The 16,212-nt window shown below is 67.2% G+C and carries 22 protein-coding genes; 13 read left to right on the forward strand and 9 right to left on the reverse strand.

Annotation, left to right across the window (positions count from 1 at the left end):
* Positions 1 to 8 precede the first annotated feature (8 nt).
* Together HALNA_RS03035 and HALNA_RS03040 are read left to right on the forward strand one after the other, a co-directional pair.
* On the forward strand, positions 9 to 377 hold the full coding sequence (locus HALNA_RS03035) for a universal stress protein (protein WP_049934918.1): 369 nt from the start codon (positions 9 to 11) through the stop codon (positions 375 to 377).
* Positions 374 to 904, forward strand: coding sequence for a GNAT family N-acetyltransferase (locus HALNA_RS03040; RefSeq protein ID WP_049934919.1), 531 nt, complete (start codon positions 374 to 376; stop codon positions 902 to 904). Before HALNA_RS03035 ends, HALNA_RS03040 begins: the two co-directional genes overlap by 4 nt.
* 30 nt (positions 905 to 934) lie before the next feature.
* Here HALNA_RS03040 and HALNA_RS03045 read toward each other — a convergent pair whose 3' ends face one another.
* On the reverse strand, positions 935 to 1,387 hold the full coding sequence (locus tag HALNA_RS03045) for a universal stress protein (protein ID WP_049934920.1): 453 nt from the start codon (positions 1,385 to 1,387) through the stop codon (positions 935 to 937).
* A gap of 79 nt (positions 1,388 to 1,466) precedes the next feature.
* Between HALNA_RS03045 and HALNA_RS03050 the strand changes: the two genes are divergently transcribed.
* On the forward strand, positions 1,467 to 1,946 hold the full coding sequence (locus HALNA_RS03050) for a universal stress protein (protein WP_049934921.1): 480 nt from the start codon (positions 1,467 to 1,469) through the stop codon (positions 1,944 to 1,946).
* Positions 1,947 to 2,104: 158 nt separating this feature from the next.
* On the forward strand, positions 2,105 to 3,304 hold the full coding sequence (locus tag HALNA_RS03055) for a DHH family phosphoesterase (RefSeq protein WP_049934922.1): 1,200 nt from the start codon (positions 2,105 to 2,107) through the stop codon (positions 3,302 to 3,304).
* Here HALNA_RS03055 and HALNA_RS03060 read toward each other — a convergent pair whose 3' ends face one another.
* A complete protein-coding gene (locus tag HALNA_RS03060; protein ID WP_049934923.1) occupies positions 3,305 to 3,727 on the reverse strand; it encodes a DUF5807 family protein in 423 nt (140 codons plus the stop codon).
* Positions 3,728 to 3,814: 87 nt separating this feature from the next.
* Here HALNA_RS03060 and HALNA_RS03065 point away from each other — a divergent pair, with 87 nt between their 5' ends.
* Positions 3,815 to 4,093, forward strand: a complete 279-nt coding sequence (locus HALNA_RS03065) for a hypothetical protein (RefSeq protein WP_049934924.1) — start codon at positions 3,815 to 3,817, stop codon at positions 4,091 to 4,093.
* Here HALNA_RS03065 and HALNA_RS03070 read toward each other — a convergent pair.
* Together HALNA_RS03070 and HALNA_RS03075 are read right to left on the reverse strand one after the other, a co-directional pair.
* On the reverse strand, positions 4,090 to 4,521 hold the full coding sequence (locus HALNA_RS03070; protein WP_049934925.1) for a DUF7112 family protein: 432 nt from the start codon (positions 4,519 to 4,521) through the stop codon (positions 4,090 to 4,092). The genes HALNA_RS03065 and HALNA_RS03070 overlap by 4 nt on opposite strands.
* A gap of 2 nt (positions 4,522 to 4,523) precedes the next feature.
* On the reverse strand, positions 4,524 to 4,904 hold the full coding sequence (locus HALNA_RS03075; RefSeq protein WP_049934926.1) for a 30S ribosomal protein S6e: 381 nt from the start codon (positions 4,902 to 4,904) through the stop codon (positions 4,524 to 4,526).
* Between the two features lie 90 nt (positions 4,905 to 4,994).
* Between HALNA_RS03075 and HALNA_RS03080 the strand changes: the two genes are divergently transcribed.
* Both HALNA_RS03080 and HALNA_RS03085 read left to right on the forward strand, forming a co-directional pair.
* Entirely contained in the window at positions 4,995 to 6,050 is a 1,056-nt protein-coding gene (locus HALNA_RS03080; RefSeq protein WP_049934927.1) for a matrixin family metalloprotease, read from the forward strand.
* Entirely contained in the window at positions 6,051 to 6,338 is a 288-nt protein-coding gene (locus HALNA_RS03085) for a hypothetical protein (protein WP_394324586.1), read from the forward strand.
* Between the two features lie 36 nt (positions 6,339 to 6,374).
* Here the strand turns inward: HALNA_RS03085 and HALNA_RS03090 are convergent, their stop codons facing one another.
* Positions 6,375 to 6,902: an OsmC family protein gene (locus HALNA_RS03090; protein ID WP_049934928.1), complete on the reverse strand. Its 528-nt coding sequence runs from the start codon at positions 6,900 to 6,902 to the stop codon at positions 6,375 to 6,377.
* 196 nt (positions 6,903 to 7,098) lie between these two features.
* On the opposite strand from HALNA_RS03090, the gene HALNA_RS03095 reads away from it, so the two are divergent.
* Entirely contained in the window at positions 7,099 to 7,899 is an 801-nt protein-coding gene (locus HALNA_RS03095) for a DUF7839 domain-containing protein (RefSeq protein ID WP_049934929.1), read from the forward strand.
* A 167-nt stretch (positions 7,900 to 8,066) separates the two neighbouring features.
* Positions 8,067 to 9,299, forward strand: a complete 1,233-nt coding sequence (locus HALNA_RS03100; protein ID WP_049937938.1) for an MBL fold metallo-hydrolase — start codon at positions 8,067 to 8,069, stop codon at positions 9,297 to 9,299.
* A gap of 157 nt (positions 9,300 to 9,456) precedes the next feature.
* On the opposite strand, the gene HALNA_RS03105 is transcribed toward HALNA_RS03100, so the two are convergent.
* The 3 genes from HALNA_RS03105 to HALNA_RS03115 all read right to left on the reverse strand — a co-directional run bounded on the left by HALNA_RS03105 (position 9,457) and on the right by HALNA_RS03115 (position 11,444).
* Entirely contained in the window at positions 9,457 to 10,164 is a 708-nt protein-coding gene (locus HALNA_RS03105) for an alanyl-tRNA editing protein (RefSeq protein WP_049934930.1), read from the reverse strand.
* 225 nt (positions 10,165 to 10,389) lie between these two features.
* Positions 10,390 to 10,818, reverse strand: coding sequence for a CopG family ribbon-helix-helix protein (locus tag HALNA_RS03110; protein WP_049934931.1), 429 nt, complete (start codon positions 10,816 to 10,818; stop codon positions 10,390 to 10,392).
* Positions 10,819 to 10,862: 44 nt separating this feature from the next.
* Positions 10,863 to 11,444, reverse strand: coding sequence for a cysteine hydrolase family protein (locus HALNA_RS03115; protein WP_049934932.1), 582 nt, complete (start codon positions 11,442 to 11,444; stop codon positions 10,863 to 10,865).
* A 90-nt stretch (positions 11,445 to 11,534) separates the two neighbouring features.
* On the opposite strand from HALNA_RS03115, the gene HALNA_RS03120 reads away from it, so the two are divergent.
* Complete coding sequence (locus HALNA_RS03120; protein WP_049934933.1) at positions 11,535 to 12,530, forward strand: radical SAM protein; 996 nt, start codon at positions 11,535 to 11,537, stop codon at positions 12,528 to 12,530.
* A gap of 112 nt (positions 12,531 to 12,642) precedes the next feature.
* Here the strand turns inward: HALNA_RS03120 and HALNA_RS03125 are convergent, their stop codons facing one another.
* Complete coding sequence (locus HALNA_RS03125) at positions 12,643 to 12,894, reverse strand: hypothetical protein (protein ID WP_049934934.1); 252 nt, start codon at positions 12,892 to 12,894, stop codon at positions 12,643 to 12,645.
* Between the two features lie 89 nt (positions 12,895 to 12,983).
* Between HALNA_RS03125 and HALNA_RS03130 the strand changes: the two genes are divergently transcribed.
* The 3 genes from HALNA_RS03130 (at position 12,984) to HALNA_RS03140 (ending at position 16,075) form a co-directional block, all read left to right on the forward strand.
* Entirely contained in the window at positions 12,984 to 13,214 is a 231-nt protein-coding gene (locus tag HALNA_RS03130) for a DUF7860 family protein (protein ID WP_049937939.1), read from the forward strand.
* 301 nt (positions 13,215 to 13,515) lie between these two features.
* Positions 13,516 to 13,848, forward strand: a complete 333-nt coding sequence (gene ahaH, locus HALNA_RS03135) for an ATP synthase archaeal subunit H (protein ID WP_049934935.1) — start codon at positions 13,516 to 13,518, stop codon at positions 13,846 to 13,848.
* On the forward strand, positions 13,835 to 16,075 hold the full coding sequence (locus HALNA_RS03140) for a V-type ATP synthase subunit I (protein ID WP_049934936.1): 2,241 nt from the start codon (positions 13,835 to 13,837) through the stop codon (positions 16,073 to 16,075). Before ahaH ends, HALNA_RS03140 begins: the two co-directional genes overlap by 14 nt.
* Positions 16,076 to 16,212 lie beyond the last annotated feature (137 nt).

Raw genomic sequence — 16,212 nt, forward strand, 5'->3', positions numbered from 1 at the left:
CAACGGGCATGAAGCTACTGCTGGGCATCGGCGGGAGCGACGACTCGATCCGCGCTCTGGAACGGGCGGTCGACCGCGTCGCCGAGACGGGCGACGATCTGACCGTCGCGATCCTCCGAAACCCGGCGACTGAGGCGGAACCGGCGGCCATCGAGGACCGGGTGCAGGCGGTCCTCGACGACGCGGGGGTATCGGCAGCCGTCCGACATCTGGAGGGCGACCCCGGAAGCCAACTGGTGGATCTGGCCGAGCGCGAGTCGTTCGACCGGATCGTCCTCGGCGGCGGCGAGACCAGTCCAATGGGCAAGATCAAACTCGGGGGGATCGCCGAGTTCGTCCTCTTGAACTCCCACGTCTCGGTGACGCTCGTCCGATGAGCAGCGACAAATACCCCGACGAGCCGGCGGGACCGTTCCCCGACCCGCCGACGACGGTCGAGGACCGCGAGGGTCGGTCGATCACGGTTCGCCGCTACGACGAGCAACGGGACCGGGCGGCGCTGGAGGCCATGTACGACGCGTTCGACCCCGCGGACCGGGCCCAGGGCATCCCGCCGACGGGCGCGGACCGCATCGCCGACTGGCTGGACAGCATCACCGACGAGGGGACGGTGAACGTCGTCGCGACCCACCACGAGACGGTGGTGGGCCACGCGACGCTCGTTCCCGACGAACCGGAGGCGACCGCCGAACTCGCCATCTTCGTCCTGCAGGACTACCAGGGCGCGGGCATCGGCACGCACCTCATCGAAACGCTTCTCGGCGTCGGCCGGGCGGCGGGGGTCGAACGCGTCTGGCTCTCGGTCGAGCGCTGGAACGAACCGGCCATCTCCCTGTACGAGAAGGTGGGCTTCGTCCCCAGCGACACCGAGAGCTTCGAACACGAGATGGCGATTCGGTTGTAACCGGCACACCGGCTGGCTTCCGAGACCCTCCTACACCGACAGGACCGGCTGGCTCGCGTAGAGAAGGACGTACTCGGCGGCCTTCGCGAGCACCTCGTCGGGGTCGCCGGAGACGGGTTCGCGCGGGACGACCACGAAGTCGGCGCCGAGTTCCTCCGCGGTGTCGAGGACGACGCTGCCCGGATGCCGGGAGAGCTGTCGGGTCGAGAAGCCGTAGGCCATCGACGTCGAGAGCGGGACACCCGCGCCGTCGACGATATCGACGACGGCCCGGAGGAAGGCCTCGGTGTCGGCGGCGAGGGACGCGTCGTCGACGGCGCCAGTGTCGATGGCGCGGGCGAGGTCCTCGCTGACGACGTAGAGCGCGTGGACCGCGGCGTCGTACTCGGCGGCGATAGCGGCGGCGTACTCGACGGCCGAGAGCGACTCCTCGCTCCCGTCGACGGGGACGAGTACGAGCGAGGGCGAGAGCGGATCGGTCATGCCGGGGCCTGCGCGGGCCACGGTCAAAAACGCTCCCCCATCGGGACGTTTTATACACCGACCGGCCGAACCTCGGGTTATGAACCCCGAGTTCGACACGATCGTCATCGCGACCGACGGTTCGGAGAGCGTCCGCCGGGCCGTGAGCGTCGCCCTCGACCTCGCCGACCGATTCGACGCGACGGTCCACGCGCTCTACGTCGTCGACGAGAGCGAGGTAGCGTCCTCGCCCGAACAGGTGCGCGAGGAGATGCGCGACGCCCTCGACGAGTCGGGTGCGGCGGCGCTGGAGACGGTTGCCGACGCCACCGACCGCCCCGTGACGACCGCCGTCCGCGAGGGACGGCCGGCCACGGTGATCCGGGAGTACGCGGTCGACCACGACGCCGACATGGTTGCGATGGGGACCCGCGGCCGCCACGGCGAGAACCGCTTTCTCATCGGAAGCGTCGCCGAACGCGTCGTCCGAACCTGCCCAGTCCCCGTGCTGACGGTGCGGCAACTCGACGAGAGCGAACGCGACGGGGCCGACGGCGTCGGGGACGCCGCGACCGCCTGATAGTGATTATTGTAAGTCAGTACCGGTGGTTCGCTGACTCGTTCTGGCGACCCACCGGTAACCAGTTACGATAAACACTGTGAGACGGATCGTCCGAAGCCGCGCCCGTGGATCCGGCGAACCGCGGCATACTTCCCACCGGCCCGCTTCCGACCGGTATGGACGACGATCTGATCGATTCGGACGCGCTCTCGCTCTCGCGGAAGTCCCGACTCCCCGGTGCCGGCTTCTTCTACCCCGACTCGCTCGACGAGGAGTACGCCGACCGCCGCGCCCGCGAGGCTATCGAGGGCGCCGACGTGGTGGTCGTGGCCGACGGCGACGCCGACGGCCTCGGCTGTGCGGCGCTGCTCCGCGAGGCTCACGACGCCGCCCTCGACGTGGCGCCGTTCGAGGCGTCGCTCGCGGCACGGACGGACCCGACGCTTTCGGCCGACGACGACGAGGACGAGGACCGCGAGGAGTCGCCCGTCGGCCTCGTCACCGCCAGCCCGCACTCCCTGGCCGACGCCCTCGAACGCGTCGCCGAGTATGCCGACCCCGGCGTCGGCGTCTTCGTCTGTGACCTCTGTCCGGACGACGAGTCGGTCGTCGAGGCCGTCGAGAGCGTGGTCGACCGCGACGGGACCGTCCGCTGGTTCGACCACCACCAGTGGGACGACGACGTGGCGGCGGCGGTCCGCGAGGCCGGCGTCGACCTGGTCGTCGGCGAGTCCGACGAGGAGTGTACGGCCGACGTGACGCTTCGATCCCTCGACTACGACTTCCCGGACGATCTCGTCGACCTCGCGGCGGTCACCCGGGATCACGACCTCTGGATCAAAGAGGACCCCCGGAGCGACGACCTGTCCGACTACGCCCACTGGGCGAGCATCGAGGAGTACGTGACCATGGTGGGACAGTACGGCCCCGACCTCCCCAGCCCGGTCGTCGACTACCTCGAAGACCGCCGCGTCGAGAAAGAGCAGTTGATCGGGGCGGCAGTCGACCGCGCGGAGATGGAGTCGGTCGGCCCGTGGACCGTCGGCGTCACCTACGGCCGGTGCTCACAGAACGAGGTTGCCGAGGCGCTCCGCGAACGGGGCGCCGACGCCGCGGTGATCGTCAAACCCGCCGGGAGCGCCAGCATCCGGGGAACCGAGGGGTTCGAGCGCGCTCACGAGGTGGCGGGACTGGTCAACGGCGGCGGACATCCCCGCGCCGCGGGCTGTAAACCCGACATATACGACGACATGCTCGACTACGCCCACCACTGGACGACGGAGGGGTCGGCGGCGAAACAGGTGATCCTGGCGGCGTTCCAACGCATCGCGGCCGACGAAGCCAAAGCGGACGCCGACTCCGGAACGGACGAGTAGCTACGCCTCGCCGACGATCCACCGATCCGAGAACGCGGTGCCGTCCGGGCAGGCGGCGTAGGCGTGGATCACGTCGCCCTCGGCGTAGATGCCGCCCACGTCCTCGTTCCGTGCTTCCGCGAACGCGAGGACGTAGGCCACGCCCTCGCCGCAGTCGGGGCAGGTTCCACCCCGCAGGTCGCGGTCGATGTCGCCCTCGGTGCCCATCGCCCGCTTGGCGAACTCCATCGCGTCCATGCCCGTCCCGGCCGAGAAGAGCTTTCGACCCGTCTCGCCGGGGACGACGAGGACGACGCCGCCGTCGACGGCGGCGCCGTAGTCGGCGAGTTGTCCCTCGTCGTCGAGGTAGTCGTCGGTGAGAAAGAGGACGACGTGGTCGAGCCGGTCGCCTGCGAGGAACGCGTCGAGGTCGGTGTCGCTCATACCGGGCGATGGCGGTCGAGGGGTAAAGAACGGTCGTTTCCGACGGAGAGCGACGGGGTTTTGCCCCCGGTCGCCGTGTCATCCGGCGTGGATCGAACGCGTTTCACCCGGCTGACGTACGTCGTCTTCGGCCTCGCGTTGCTCGTCAGCAACGCCCTCTCGCTACGATCCTCGGTCGAGGTCCTGCCGGTCGTCGCCGTCGTTCTGAGTTTCCTGGTCGTCGTCGCGGCGATCACAGGGCTCCTGTGGCCCGATGCGACGCCGCTCGGCGTCTCCGTCGACATCGGCGCCCAACCGACGTGGGTGCTGGCCCTGCTGTGGATCGGGAGCGCGCTGTTGCTCGTCGGAACGGCCCTACAGCTTTAGCGGTCGTCCAGACGCTCGGCGATGGCCGACAGCGACGAGTCGGGCGCCTCGGTGACGGTGTAGACGGCCCGCCGGCCGGGGACGCGAAGCCCGTAAAGATAGCCCGGCGTCACCTCGTCGAGGTCGACGCTCTCCCCGGCCTCGCGGTCGGTGTCGCGGACCCACGCGACGAGGCGGTTCTCGCCCTCGCCGTCGGCCCGCGCGAGGCGGCGGTTGTCGTAGGCGCCGCGGACGACCGTGCCGTCGGCGTCGCCCTCGACTGTCGCGTGATACTCGGTGCCGTCGAGAACGAGACGGACGATGTCGCCGGGGGTGACTGCCACGTCCTCGGGGAGGCGGAGACAGGGGCGACGAGTGCCGCCGCTCCGTGCGAGTCGGGCGCGGTACGTGGTCACCGCCTCACCGTCGCTGGCGACGCGGTCGGGCACGGTTACTCGTCGTCGGTCAGGGCGTCGAAGTCGGCGTCGCCGTCGACGACCGTGACGTTGATCTGGGCGACTTCGTCGCTCACCTCTCGGCCGCGGACAGTCACGCGCTTGCGCTCGCCGTCGCGGGAGGGGTCGAAGCCGACGCCGCCTTCGAGGAGGAGTTCCTTCAACGCGGGGCCGGACACGTCGGCGCGCAGGGGGCGCCCGGCGTTGTCGGAGCCACCCGTCAGTTCGAGCGTGGTGCCGTCGAGTCCGACGGCGCCGCCGTCGACCTCGTCACCGAGTTCGCGTCCGAGGAATCGGTTCGCGTCCTGTCCGTCGACCTCGACCTGCGCGGTCCGGCCCGTCTCGGGGTCCGAAACCACGACCTTGAAGTCTGCCATGCCCGGATTCAGACGGCCGCCGATAAAAAGCACGTCGAAACCGAGCGTCGGTAGGGAACGGTTTTTGAGTGCCGGTCACGGAGTGTGGATATGGCGACTCGTCCGCTCGTTCTCGCCGTTCTTCTGGTTCTTGCGGGCTGTACGACACCGTTCGCCCCGACGACGCCGACGGCGGTGCCGGCCGACGCGCCGACGACCGCGACGCCAGCCGACACGACGGGAACGGAGACGCCCCGACACACGACCACCCACCCGCCGCTGGCGACGCCGAGCGCGAACCCCTGGGGGGCAGACCCCATCGTCGTCGCAATCGACTCGACGGCGGCGCCCGACCGCGAGTTCGCCCCGCTCGTCCGCGAGGCGACGGCCTTCTGGGAGGCGAACGGGGAGTATCTCGGGTTCGAAGTGCGCTACGAGGTGCGTCCCGACGCGACGGACCCGGACATCGTGCTCTCGTTCGTCGATCGGGTCCCCGACTGTGGCGACGTGGCCGACGCGGTGGGATGTGCGCCGCTGGTGACCGACCCCAGACAGCTCGACCGCCCGGAGACGGTGTGGGTGAAGACCGGCCTCTCGGACGCCTCGACGACGCTCGTCGTGGAGCACGAACTCGGGCACACGCTGGGGCTGACCCACGACGACCCTCCGCGGTCGGTGATGCGGGCGCGGTCGGTGCTGTACACCGAACCACAGCCGAACGCGACGGAGCGCGCGTTCCCGTGGGACGACGCCGATTTCACCGTGCGCGTCGACGCGACGAACGCCTCGGACCCGACGGGTGCGCGCACACAGACCGACCACGCGCTGACCTACTACGAGGACGGCGCGGCCGGGATGCCGGATACCATCACGTTCGAGCGCGCCGACGGTGACGCCGAGATCCTGGTTCGTTTCGGGGCGACCGACACCTGCCGGGCGTCGAGCGGGTCGTGTATCAGCACCTTCGGCACCGATCCGGACGGCGACGGCGCCATCGAGACGTACAGACGGGTCGAAATCACCCTCGTCGGCCTCGACACCGACGCGGTGGGCTGGCACGTGGGCTACTGGCTGGCACACGCGTTCGGGGCCGAAGCGGACGGCGAGAAACCGCCGCCGTTCCGCGACGCGAGCGGCCGGGAGCGGCGGAGCGAGTGGTGGGCGTAGATGGCCGGTATCGACCGCGAGCGTCTCGATCACGCGCTCGAACGCGCCTTCGGTGGGGGGGAGGGGGAACGCCGCGCCGTGGTCCGGGCAGCGGGCGATCTGGCCGACAGCGGCCGTCTCGCCGCCGATCGGGGGTCCGCACTCACCGTCTCGACGGTGGTAGCGGAACTGGCCGACGCGCCCGACGACTCGTCGGTCTCCGAGCGGTGGAACTGGTGGATCGGCGCCCTGGCGGTCGCCTACGGCGACGCGTACACCCAGTTCGGCGTGCGGCGGTACGAGGAGTGAGCCGCGTGGGATCGTGTCCCGACCGATGTGTCCCGATCAGTCGAGCGGAGCGCCGTTCAGCACCGTCGTGCCGTCGAGGTCGACCGCCTTCGAGAGCGTGCCGTGGACGTAACAGCGGGCTTCGGCGGCCGCGATCAGATCGCGTACGTCGGATTCGGGGGCGTCGGTTCTGAGCGTCGTCGTGTAGGCGATGGACTCGAAGTCGGCGGGGGCGTCGCGGAAGCCGAGGCCGCCGAGACGGTCGATTTCGCTCTCCACGTCGACGGCGAGTTCGTCGAGTTCGATCCCCATGCGGATGGCGTTGCGGACATACTGGGCCTGCAGGCAGAACGCGAAGCCGGCGAGGAAATACCGAAGCGGCCGCGGGGCGACGCCGGTGCCGCCGACCTTCGAAGCGGGTTCGTCGGCGTCGAAGACGAAGCCGTCCGCGTGCGCCCGGGCGTGGTAGTTTCGAAGCGTCTCCGTCTCGACGCTCGGGTGACCCGGCTTGAGTTCGCGCGCCGACCGAAGCCCATCGATTCGGCGGTTCAATCGCGTTTGCAGCGTCGTGTCGACGAGTGACATGGGGCGTGAGAGGACCGTCGCCCAGTTAGGGGTTGTGACGCCGACCGCGGGGGACCGGCCGACGACACAACCGACGTAGTCCCGAGAACAACCGAAGATGACTTAAGACAACTGTATTTTACACTCTCTGCTAGCAACCACAACCGCACCCGGGCTATGGCAAAATTACTTGACTGACCGCCCCGGAGTCGTGACGATGGCAGGGACCGACGACGAGGGCGTCCTCCGGAGCAAGCGCTCGGCGACCCGATATCAGATTCTGGTGGGCATCGCGGAGCGACAGCCGGCGGTCAGTCAACGCGAAATCGCCGACGACATCGGTATCACGGCACAGGCCGTGAGCGACTACCTCCAGGGTCTCATCGAGGAGGGGTACGTCCGGAGTCCCGGACGGGGGCGATACGAGGTGACCAAGGAGGGCGTCGACTGGCTCATCGGTCGTACCGACGAACTCCGGGAGTTCGTGGCCCACGTCTCGGAGGACGTTATCGGGCAGGTCGAGATCGAAACCGCCATCGCGGCCGCCGATATCGACGAGGGCGACGCCGTCTCGCTGTCGATGCAAGACGGCGTGCTCCGCGCCACCCCGGGCACCGCCGGGAGCACAACCGCGATTGCGGTCACCGCCGCCACCGCTGGCCGGGACGTGGGCGTCACCGACTTCGAGGGCGTCCTCGACTACGATTTGGGCCGGGTGACCGCCGTCTCGATCCCCCGGGTCCAGGACGGCGGGAGCGCCGCCGTCGCGAACGGGACGGTCCTCGACGGCGTCGCCGACGCGGATCTGGTGGCGACGGCCGGGACCGAGGCGCTGGTTGCCGCGCGGGCCGCCGGCCTCGATCCGGACGTGCGCTTTGGCACCCCACAGGCCGTGAGCGAGGCGGCAGTCCGCGGCCTCGACGTGCTCTTGCTCGCCGTGGCGGACGAACTCTCGACGCATCTCGACCGCCTCCGCGAGCACAACGTCAACTACGAAGTCGTCGATCCGGCGGAGTGATAGTGTTTATTGTAAGTTATTACCGGTGGGTCGACGGACCGTCTTGACGACCTACCGGTAGCCAGTTACAATAAACAGTATGAGACGGGTCGGTGCATCCGGTGACGACGGACACCGATCGGTACGAATCGACGGACCCAAACCGTCGGGCTGGATATGATCTTCGAATGCAGCTTCGGTTCCTCGGCGGGGCACGCGAGGTCGGACGGAGCGCGATCCTCGTGAACGAACGCCTCCTCCTCGATTTCGGGATGCTGACCGGCAACCCCCCACAGTTCCCGGTGGCGACGCCCACGCCCGAGGCGGTCGTCGTCTCGCACGGCCACCTCGACCACGTCGGCGCGATTCCCTCGTTGCTCTCCGGATCGGCCCGGCCGTCGATCCACTGGACGCCGCCGACAGCCGAACTCGCACACACGCTCGCGACGGACACGCTCAAGCTCCACGGCGGGACGCTTGCGTGTCCGTTCACGGAGAACGACCGCAAGCGCGTGACGGAGGTGTCGGAGACCCACGGCTATCGCGAGCCGTTCGAGGCCGCGGGACACGAGGTCACCTTCTACAACGCCGGCCACATCCCCGGAAGCGCACACGTCCTCGTCGACGACGGCGACACCCGGCTGCTGTATACGGGCGATTTCCACACCGACGATCAGCGCCTCGTCGCGGGGACGACCGCCCGTCCCGACGCCGACGCCGTGCTCTGTGAGAGCACGTACGCCGACGTGGACCACGAGGACCGAAACGAGGTGGAGCGGCGCTTCGTCGAGAGCGTCGAGACGACGCTCTGGGAGGGCGGTACGGTGGTCGTTCCGGCTTTTGCCATCGGCCGGACCCAGGAGATACTCATGATCTGTGCCGCCCACGACGTTCCCTGTTACGTCGATGGGATGGGCAAGCAAGTGACGGAGATGCTGCGGCGGTATCCGTCCTATCTCCGTGATCCCGAGGCGTTCCGCCGGGCGAAATCGCACGCGCGGTTCGTCACCGGCCGGGACGGCCAGCGACGGCGGATCATCGACCAGCGGGCGGCGATCATCACGACCAGCGGGATGCTCTCGGGCGGCCCCGCGATGAGCTACATCCCCGAGATTCGGGCGAACCCGACGAACAAGATCACGATGACGGGGTATCAGGTCGAGGGGACGCCGGGCCGTGACTTACTGGAGACCGGCCGTGCCGACATCGGTGGCCGGATCATGGCGGTCAGCGCGGGTGTCGAGCAGTACGACTTCTCGGCCCACGCCGACGCGGACGGACTCCGTACCTTCCTCGACGACTACGCCGGCTGCGAAGTGCTGGTGAACCACGGCGATCGGTGTGAGTGGTTCGCCGACCGGCTCCGGGCGGACGGCTTCGACGCGCGAGCGCCCGAACGGGCGGCGACGGTAGTCGTCTGATACCGATCGTCGGTCCCGTGTTCCCGGCGAGTCGTCGGGACGGCCCCGCGAACCGTCGGTACTGACGGAGCCTGAACCGTATCGCACGAGGTGGCGTGACCGCGTGCCCGCCGCCTCCGGAGGCGACGGCCAATACCGATCCGGCCACCCGTGGGCGTCACGCCGTCACGTCGAACTCGATCCGTTCGACGCCGTTCTCGGACGACACCGCGGTGATCCGGACCGTCCCGAGTTCGCCGAGGCGATCGACGTGTGTGCCGCCGCAGGGACAGACGTCGAAGTCGTCGATTTCGACGACGCGCATCGGATCGACGTGGTCGGGTATCCGATCGAGCTGCGCCCGTCCCTCGGGAACCGCGTCCTCGACGGCGTCACGCGGCCGTTCGGCCTTGTGAACGGGGAGGTCGCGGTCGACGGCGGCGTTCGTCAGGCGGTCGATCCTCCCCGTGTCCAGATCGGCGCCCTCGAACTCGACCCACCCGCCGTCGAGGGTCAGGCCGTTGCCGACCGTCGCCGCCCCGAACTCGTCGAGGACGATCCGCGAGAGGACGTGCTGGGCGGTGTGGAGGCGGGTGAGTCGGCCGCGTCGCTCGGCGTCGATCCGGCCGTCGACGGTCGTGCCGACCTCGGGAAGCGACGCCGCCCCGTCGACGTAGTGGCGCACGTCGCCGTGGTTCTTCCGCGCATCGACGACGGTCACCTCACCGCCCGACCACGAGAGCGTCCCGCGGTCGGCGGGTTGCCCCCCGCCGCCGGGGTAGAAGTACGTCCCGTCGAGGATCACGTAGTCGTCGCCCGTTCCCGTGACGGTCGCCTCGAACTCGGTCACGTCGTCGTCGTCGGGGAGATAGCGGAGGTCGGTCACACGGGGTCGATGGCGGTGGGCACACAAAAACCGACCGAGGGCCGTTTCGGCGATTCCATGATTCCGGGAGCGCGGGGATGCATTCGTCAGTGCGGACCAATCCGGGAGAAGGTGTGTTATAGTAGCGTTTGGAACTGTTTGCACAGCCGATCGCAAGACTGCGTCCGATCGGCTGTGCAATAACTTACGAACGCTACTGTAGCTATCGTCGTGGCGTAGCCCCCGCTACTCGGGCGACGCGAACGGTCCGAACTCGTCGACCGGCATCACCGAGTAGTCGACGCTGAGGGTGTCTTTCGTCGCCCGAATCTTGCCGACGAACGTCGAGATGCTCTCCAGTTGACCTTCGAGAACGAACAGTTCCATGCAGTAGTGGGTGCCGACGTGGCTGTGGAAGTTGGCGACGACGAGGCCCTCGTAGTCGTGCCGGAGGCCCATCATCCGCTCCTCGACGCTCGTCGTCTCGTAGTCGAAGATGACGGTCACGACGGCCATCAGTTCGCGGTCCTCCAGTCGCTTGTCCTCGAACTCCCCGAGGAGGTTCCGGGACGCCTCGCGGACGACTTCGCTCCGGCCGGTGTAACCGTGCTCCGACGCGAACGCGTCGATTCGCTCGACCAACTCCTCGGGCATCGAGACACTGACGACGGTCATGTATTAATCCATCCGCGTTCGGATATTAATCCTTACTAAACTGATCAACAGGTCGGGAGGAACTCCACCGCGTCCCGGGTCGTCGTCTCCCCGAACAGCCAGTCGGCGTGGTCGAGGGCGTACTCGCGGTCCGCCGTTTCGAGGTAGCCGATGGCGTCCTCGACGAGGACGGGACGGTAGTCACGGAGCCCCGCGCTGCCGGCGGTGTGGAGGACACAGACGTTGGCGAGCGTGCCACAGATGAGCAGGTCGTCGATTCCCCTCGCCGAGAGCCAGCCGTCGAGTTCCGTGTCGTGGAAGGCGTCGTAGGTGTGCTTCTCGACGACGTGGTCGCCCGGTTCGACGGGAAGGTCGTCGACGAGACGGCTCTCCCACGAGCCTTCGAGGACGTGTTCGCCCCACCGATCGAACTCGTCGTAGTAGTGGTTGTTCTCGAACTGCTCGGGTGGGTGGACATCGCGGGTGTAGACGACGCGGGCGCCGGCGTCGTGGGCGCGGTCGACGAGCGTCGCCACGTCGTCGACGGCGGCCTCGCTCGCCGGGGCGTAGAGGCTGCCGTCCGGGTGACAGAACCCGTTCTGCATGTCGACGACGACGAGCGCCGTGGTGTCGGGATCGTACGGCATGGGCGCCGGTATGGGTGCGAGGTAAGTAAACGGTCGCTTCGATCCGTACCGACGGCTTTTCACGCCTCGGGGACGATTTCCCGACAACGAATGATCTCGAAGGGCTGTGAACAGTGCGCCAAGGGTGGCAAGATGGTGCTGTTCGTCTACGGTTACTGTGACCAGCGCGACTGTTTCTACTGCCCGCTCGGCGAGAACCGCAAGAACGTCGACACCGTCTACGCCAACGAGCGAAAGGTCGAGAGCGACGAAGACGTGTTGACGGAGGCCCACCGGATGGACGCGCTGGGCACCTCGATCACCGGCGGCGAACCGCAGGAGGCCCTCGACCGGACCTGTCACTACCTCTCGCTTCTGAAAGAGGAGTTCGGCGAGGACCACCACACTCACCTCTATACGGGCATCACGGGCGGCCGCGAGAACATGCGCCGCCTCTCCGAGGCGGGACTGGACGAGATTCGCTTCCACCCGCCGCTCGATCTGTGGGGCGACCTCCACGGCACCGAGTGGGAAGAGATCCTCCATATCGCCCGTGAAGAGGGGCTGAAACCCGCGTTCGAGATTCCCGGCATCCGCGCCGAACCCGAATTCCTCGAGTTCTTAGACGAGGGCGCCGCCGACTTCTGTAACGTAAACGAGTTCGAGATGTCCGACGGCAACTACCGGCGGATGCAGGCGGAGGGGTACGACCTCCGCGAGGGCCACATGAGCGCGGTGGAGTCGCCCAAAGAGGAGATTCTCTCCGTGATGGGCGACCACGACCGGGTATACTTCTGTACTTCGGTGTTCAAGGACGCCGCCCAGCACCGCCGTCGGCTGAAGCGGATGGCCCGGACGATCCGCCGGGAGTTCGACGAGGTGACCGACGACGGCACGCTCGTCTACGGCAAGACGTGGGTGACCGAGGAGCGTCTGCGCGAACTCGGCGTCCCCGAGGAGTTCTACACCGTCAAGACCGACCACGTCGAACTCGCGTGGTGGCTCTTAGAGGAGATGGTCGACGAGGGCGACGTGGGCGAAGGGGAAATCGTCGAGCAGTACCCCACCGTGGACGGGACGGTGGTGGAGCGGACGCCGTTGGCCTGATGCGGAGTTTTGGTCCAGCTTTTGCGAGCGAGCGAAGCGAGGGAGTAAAAGGTGGGACTGGGACGGTGGTGGAGCGGACGCCGTTGGCGTAAGCTGTGTCCCCGTCGTCCGTTCAGTCCGCCAACTGTCGCCGCACTGCCGCCAGTTTCGGTCGGAACTTGTCGGTGCTCATGAGGTAGGCGAAGTAGAACGCCATCGCGCCCATGAAGCCCATCCACGCTCCGAGTTTGACGTTGCCGCTCTCGATGGTGGCGAGTGCAAACTGTTCGATGTAGATGCCGGCCACGGAGAGGCCAACGCTCCCGACGCCGAACAGCAGTAGCTCGAGGAGTTCGGGCAGGAGGCCGAGGAGTGCGGTGCTCATATCTCGGGACTGGTGGGTGCCCGTTGTGGCTCTTTCGGTCCGTCGAAGCGAAACGCTCTTTGGCCGACTGGGCGGAGTCGGAGTCGATTATGACCGGACGATACGGTGACCTCGACTATCCGACGCTGGCGAAACGCGGGACGCTTCTCGGCCTGTGTCTGTTCGCACTCGGCGCACTCGGCGAACTCGGCACCCACGCCATCGGGATGTCGATTCCGGCGTGGGAGGCGACGCTCCTGTTCGACGCCGAAGTCCTCGGCGTGGCTCTCTTCTTGTTTTCCCCCATCGTGTTCGGTGTCGTCCTCCCGTTGACGGAGTGATGCCGACGGCGGCTCGCAGAGACGGTTCGACGACCTATCGATCCCGGTCGACGATATAGTATAGTGTTTACTGTAAGTCATTACCGGTGGGTCGCCAAGACGGTCCGGCGACTCACCGGTAACCAGTCACAGTAAACACTATAGCGTTTGGAACTGTTTACACACCTGATCGCCAGATTGCGTGCAATCAGGTGTGCTCTGACTTACAAACGCTACGATAGTTCGCGAGAGCCGCCGGCAGCGGCCCCGTTCCGCAAACACCTTATACGCCGATTGCGCACATTCCCAACGATCAGTAGTTATGCCGAGACCAGAGGTTCTCGAACGGATCAAGGCGGCCGAGGAGGAGGCCGAAGAGATCGTCGCGGAGGCGGAGCAGGACCGCGACGATCGGATCGCGGAGGCGCGAGAGCGCGCCGACGAGATTCGCGCCGAGGCCGAGGCGGAGGCCGAGGAGATGGCCGAACGTCGCCTTGCGGAAGCCGAATCGGAGATCGAGGCCGAGGCGACTGAGATTCGGGAGGAGGGCCAGGCGGCCCGCGAGGAACTCATCGCCCAGGCCGACGCACAGATGGACGAGGCGGTCGAGTACGCCATCACACAGTTCGAGGAGGCGGTGCATGCTCAGACCTGAGCAAATGAGCAAGGTCTCGGTGACGGGATCGAAGGGCGTCATGGACGACGTCGTCGAGGCAGTCCACGACTGCAACCTGCTTCACGTCACCGAGTACGACGGGTCCTGGGAGGGGTTCCAACCGGGCAACCCGATCGACGGTGCCGAGGACGCCTCGGAGAAGTTGGTGACGGTCCGCTCCATCGAGAGCATTCTCGACGTCGACGCCGAGGACGCGGGGCCGACCCGCATCGTCACCGACGAAGCCCTCGAGGCGGAGCTCGACGAACTCCGCGAGCGCGTCAACGAACTCGAGGATCGACGCGACGACATTCGGTCGGAGCTCGGGAGCGTCGAGGAGAGCCTCGCAGCTGTCGAGCCCTTCGCCACGCTCGGCATCGACCTCGACTTGCTCTCGGGCTACGACAGTCTCGACGTGATCGTCGGCGAGGGCGATATCGAGGACGTGAAACGTGCGGTCGTCGACGCCGACGGCATCGACGCCGTCGAAACCTTCGCGGAGGGTGACGTCGTCGCCGTGTTCGCGCGCCCGACCGAGGGCGCCGACGACGACGTGCTCACCGACGCGCTGGTCGGCGTCGACTTCACCGCGGTCGAGGTGCCCGACGCCGAAGGCTCTCCCGAGGAGTACGTCTCGGAGCTCGAACACCGGCAACAGCAGCTCGAATCCCGACTCCGGACCGTCGAGGACGAACTGAACGAGGTGAAACTCGACGCGGCCGGCTTCCTGCTGGCCGCCGAGGAGAAACTCTCGATCGACGTCCAGAAGCGGGAGGCGCCGCTCTCTTTCGCGACGACGGACAACGCGTTCGTCGCGGAGGGGTGGATTCCGACCGAGGAGTACACCGACTTCGCGGCGGCGATCACGGACGCCGTCGGCGACCACGCGGAAGTCGAGGAGTTGGAGCGTGCGGCGTTCAAATCCGACGGAACCGAGGTCCACGAGGACGTCGCCGCCGGGACGCCCGAGGGCGCCACGGCCGCCGACGGCGGGGAAGAAGTCCGCGCCGACGGCGGCGGCAACGTGGTCATGCGCGCCGACTCGCCGCCGGTCATCGCGAACAATCCGGGTGTCGTCAAGCCCTTCGAAATCCTCACCCAGGCCGTAAGCCGGCCGAAATACGACGAGTTCGATCCGACGGTCGTCCTTTTTCTCACGTTCCCGGCCTTCTTCGGGTTCATGATCGGTGACCTCGGCTACGGGGCGCTCTATACCCTGATCGGGTACTATCTCTACTCGAACTTCGACAGTGACGCGTTCCAGAGTATGGGCGGAGTCACGATCTTCGCCGGACTGTTTACGATGCTCTTTGGCGTCCTCTACGGCGAGATTTTCGGCCTGCACCTGATCGCGACGTACTTCTGGGAGGGCGCGCTCGGTCTGGCGCACCCGCCGATGGAGAAGGGCCTCTCGCCCGCGGGACAGTCCTACGCCCTGACGTGGCTCGTCGTGAGCATCCTGGTGGGCATCCTCCACCTCAACGTGGGCTACGTCTTCGACTTCGTCGAGAACCTCGAGCACCACGACGCGAAACACGCCCTCTACGAGAGCGGCTCGTGGATTCTGATGCTCAACGGGCTCTGGATCGCCATCCTCTCGCCCGAGGTCATCAGCGCCACGCCCGAGTTCATGTTCACCATCTTCGACGGATCGGGCGTCGCGCCCGAGGGCGCCGAAGCGATTCACGCCACCTACGCGCTCGGGTTCAACGGCTTCCCGGGGATCATCGGGTTCCTGGGCCTCGCAGCCTTCTTCGTGGGGCTCATCCTGCTCGTCGTGGGTGAACCCGTCGAGGCCATCGAGTTCCTGAACGTGCTGGTGAACGCGCTGTCCTATACACGGATCGCGGCCGTGTTGCTGGCGAAGGCGGGGATGGCCTTCACGGTCAACCTGCTTTTTTTCGGCGTGTACGTCACCGGCGAAGGGTCGGAAGCGGCGTTCCACTTCGGACTCGGGCACATGCCTGCGGTCGGTGATATGGCCCACGGTCACGAGGTGACGGAGATCATGTTCGGCGGGCTGGTTCACTCCGGCCCGGCGATGCTGATCGTCGGCCTCCTCGTACTCGTGTTGGGCCACGCGCTCGTTCTCGCACTCGGCGTGACGAGCGCCGGCCTGCAGGCGGTGCGTCTCGAGTACGTGGAGTTCTTCGGGAAGTTCTACGGCGGCGGCGGCAAGGAGTACGAGCCGTTCGGGTACGAGCGGCGGTACACCACGGAGGACTGATAGTGTTTACTGTAACTGGTTACCGGTGAGTCGCCAAGACGGTCCGGCGACCCACCGGTAATGACTCACAGTAAACACTATGAGCGCCACGGGGGTTGCCCCTCTCTCTCCGTGTCACGCTGTAACGGACGACAACC

Origin of the sequence: Haloplanus natans DSM 17983, from assembly GCF_000427685.1 — an archaeon.
Lineage (GTDB): Archaea > Halobacteriota > Halobacteria > Halobacteriales > Haloferacaceae > Haloplanus > Haloplanus natans.

Coding starts and splice junctions, on each gene's coding strand:
- HALNA_RS03035 (WP_049934918.1), top strand. CDS start 9: ATGAAGCTACTGCTGGGCATCGGCGGGAGCGACGACTCGATCCGCGCT.
- HALNA_RS03040 (WP_049934919.1), top strand. CDS start 374: ATGAGCAGCGACAAATACCCCGACGAGCCGGCGGGACCGTTCCCCGAC.
- HALNA_RS03045 (WP_049934920.1), bottom strand. CDS start 1,387: ATGACCGATCCGCTCTCGCCCTCGCTCGTACTCGTCCCCGTCGACGGG.
- HALNA_RS03050 (WP_049934921.1), top strand. CDS start 1,467: ATGAACCCCGAGTTCGACACGATCGTCATCGCGACCGACGGTTCGGAG.
- HALNA_RS03055 (WP_049934922.1), top strand. CDS start 2,105: ATGGACGACGATCTGATCGATTCGGACGCGCTCTCGCTCTCGCGGAAG.
- HALNA_RS03060 (WP_049934923.1), bottom strand. CDS start 3,727: ATGAGCGACACCGACCTCGACGCGTTCCTCGCAGGCGACCGGCTCGAC.
- HALNA_RS03075 (WP_049934926.1), bottom strand. CDS start 4,904: ATGGCAGACTTCAAGGTCGTGGTTTCGGACCCCGAGACGGGCCGGACC.
- HALNA_RS03080 (WP_049934927.1), top strand. CDS start 4,995: ATGGCGACTCGTCCGCTCGTTCTCGCCGTTCTTCTGGTTCTTGCGGGC.
- HALNA_RS03085 (WP_394324586.1), top strand. CDS start 6,051: ATGGCCGGTATCGACCGCGAGCGTCTCGATCACGCGCTCGAACGCGCC.
- HALNA_RS03090 (WP_049934928.1), bottom strand. CDS start 6,902: ATGTCACTCGTCGACACGACGCTGCAAACGCGATTGAACCGCCGAATC.
- HALNA_RS03095 (WP_049934929.1), top strand. CDS start 7,099: ATGGCAGGGACCGACGACGAGGGCGTCCTCCGGAGCAAGCGCTCGGCG.
- HALNA_RS03100 (WP_049937938.1), top strand. CDS start 8,067: ATGCAGCTTCGGTTCCTCGGCGGGGCACGCGAGGTCGGACGGAGCGCG.
- HALNA_RS03110 (WP_049934931.1), bottom strand. CDS start 10,818: ATGACCGTCGTCAGTGTCTCGATGCCCGAGGAGTTGGTCGAGCGAATC.
- HALNA_RS03115 (WP_049934932.1), bottom strand. CDS start 11,444: ATGCCGTACGATCCCGACACCACGGCGCTCGTCGTCGTCGACATGCAG.
- HALNA_RS03120 (WP_049934933.1), top strand. CDS start 11,535: ATGATCTCGAAGGGCTGTGAACAGTGCGCCAAGGGTGGCAAGATGGTG.
- HALNA_RS03125 (WP_049934934.1), bottom strand. CDS start 12,894: ATGAGCACCGCACTCCTCGGCCTCCTGCCCGAACTCCTCGAGCTACTG.
- HALNA_RS03130 (WP_049937939.1), top strand. CDS start 12,984: ATGACCGGACGATACGGTGACCTCGACTATCCGACGCTGGCGAAACGC.
- ahaH (WP_049934935.1), top strand. CDS start 13,516: ATGCCGAGACCAGAGGTTCTCGAACGGATCAAGGCGGCCGAGGAGGAG.
- HALNA_RS03140 (WP_049934936.1), top strand. CDS start 13,835: ATGCTCAGACCTGAGCAAATGAGCAAGGTCTCGGTGACGGGATCGAAG.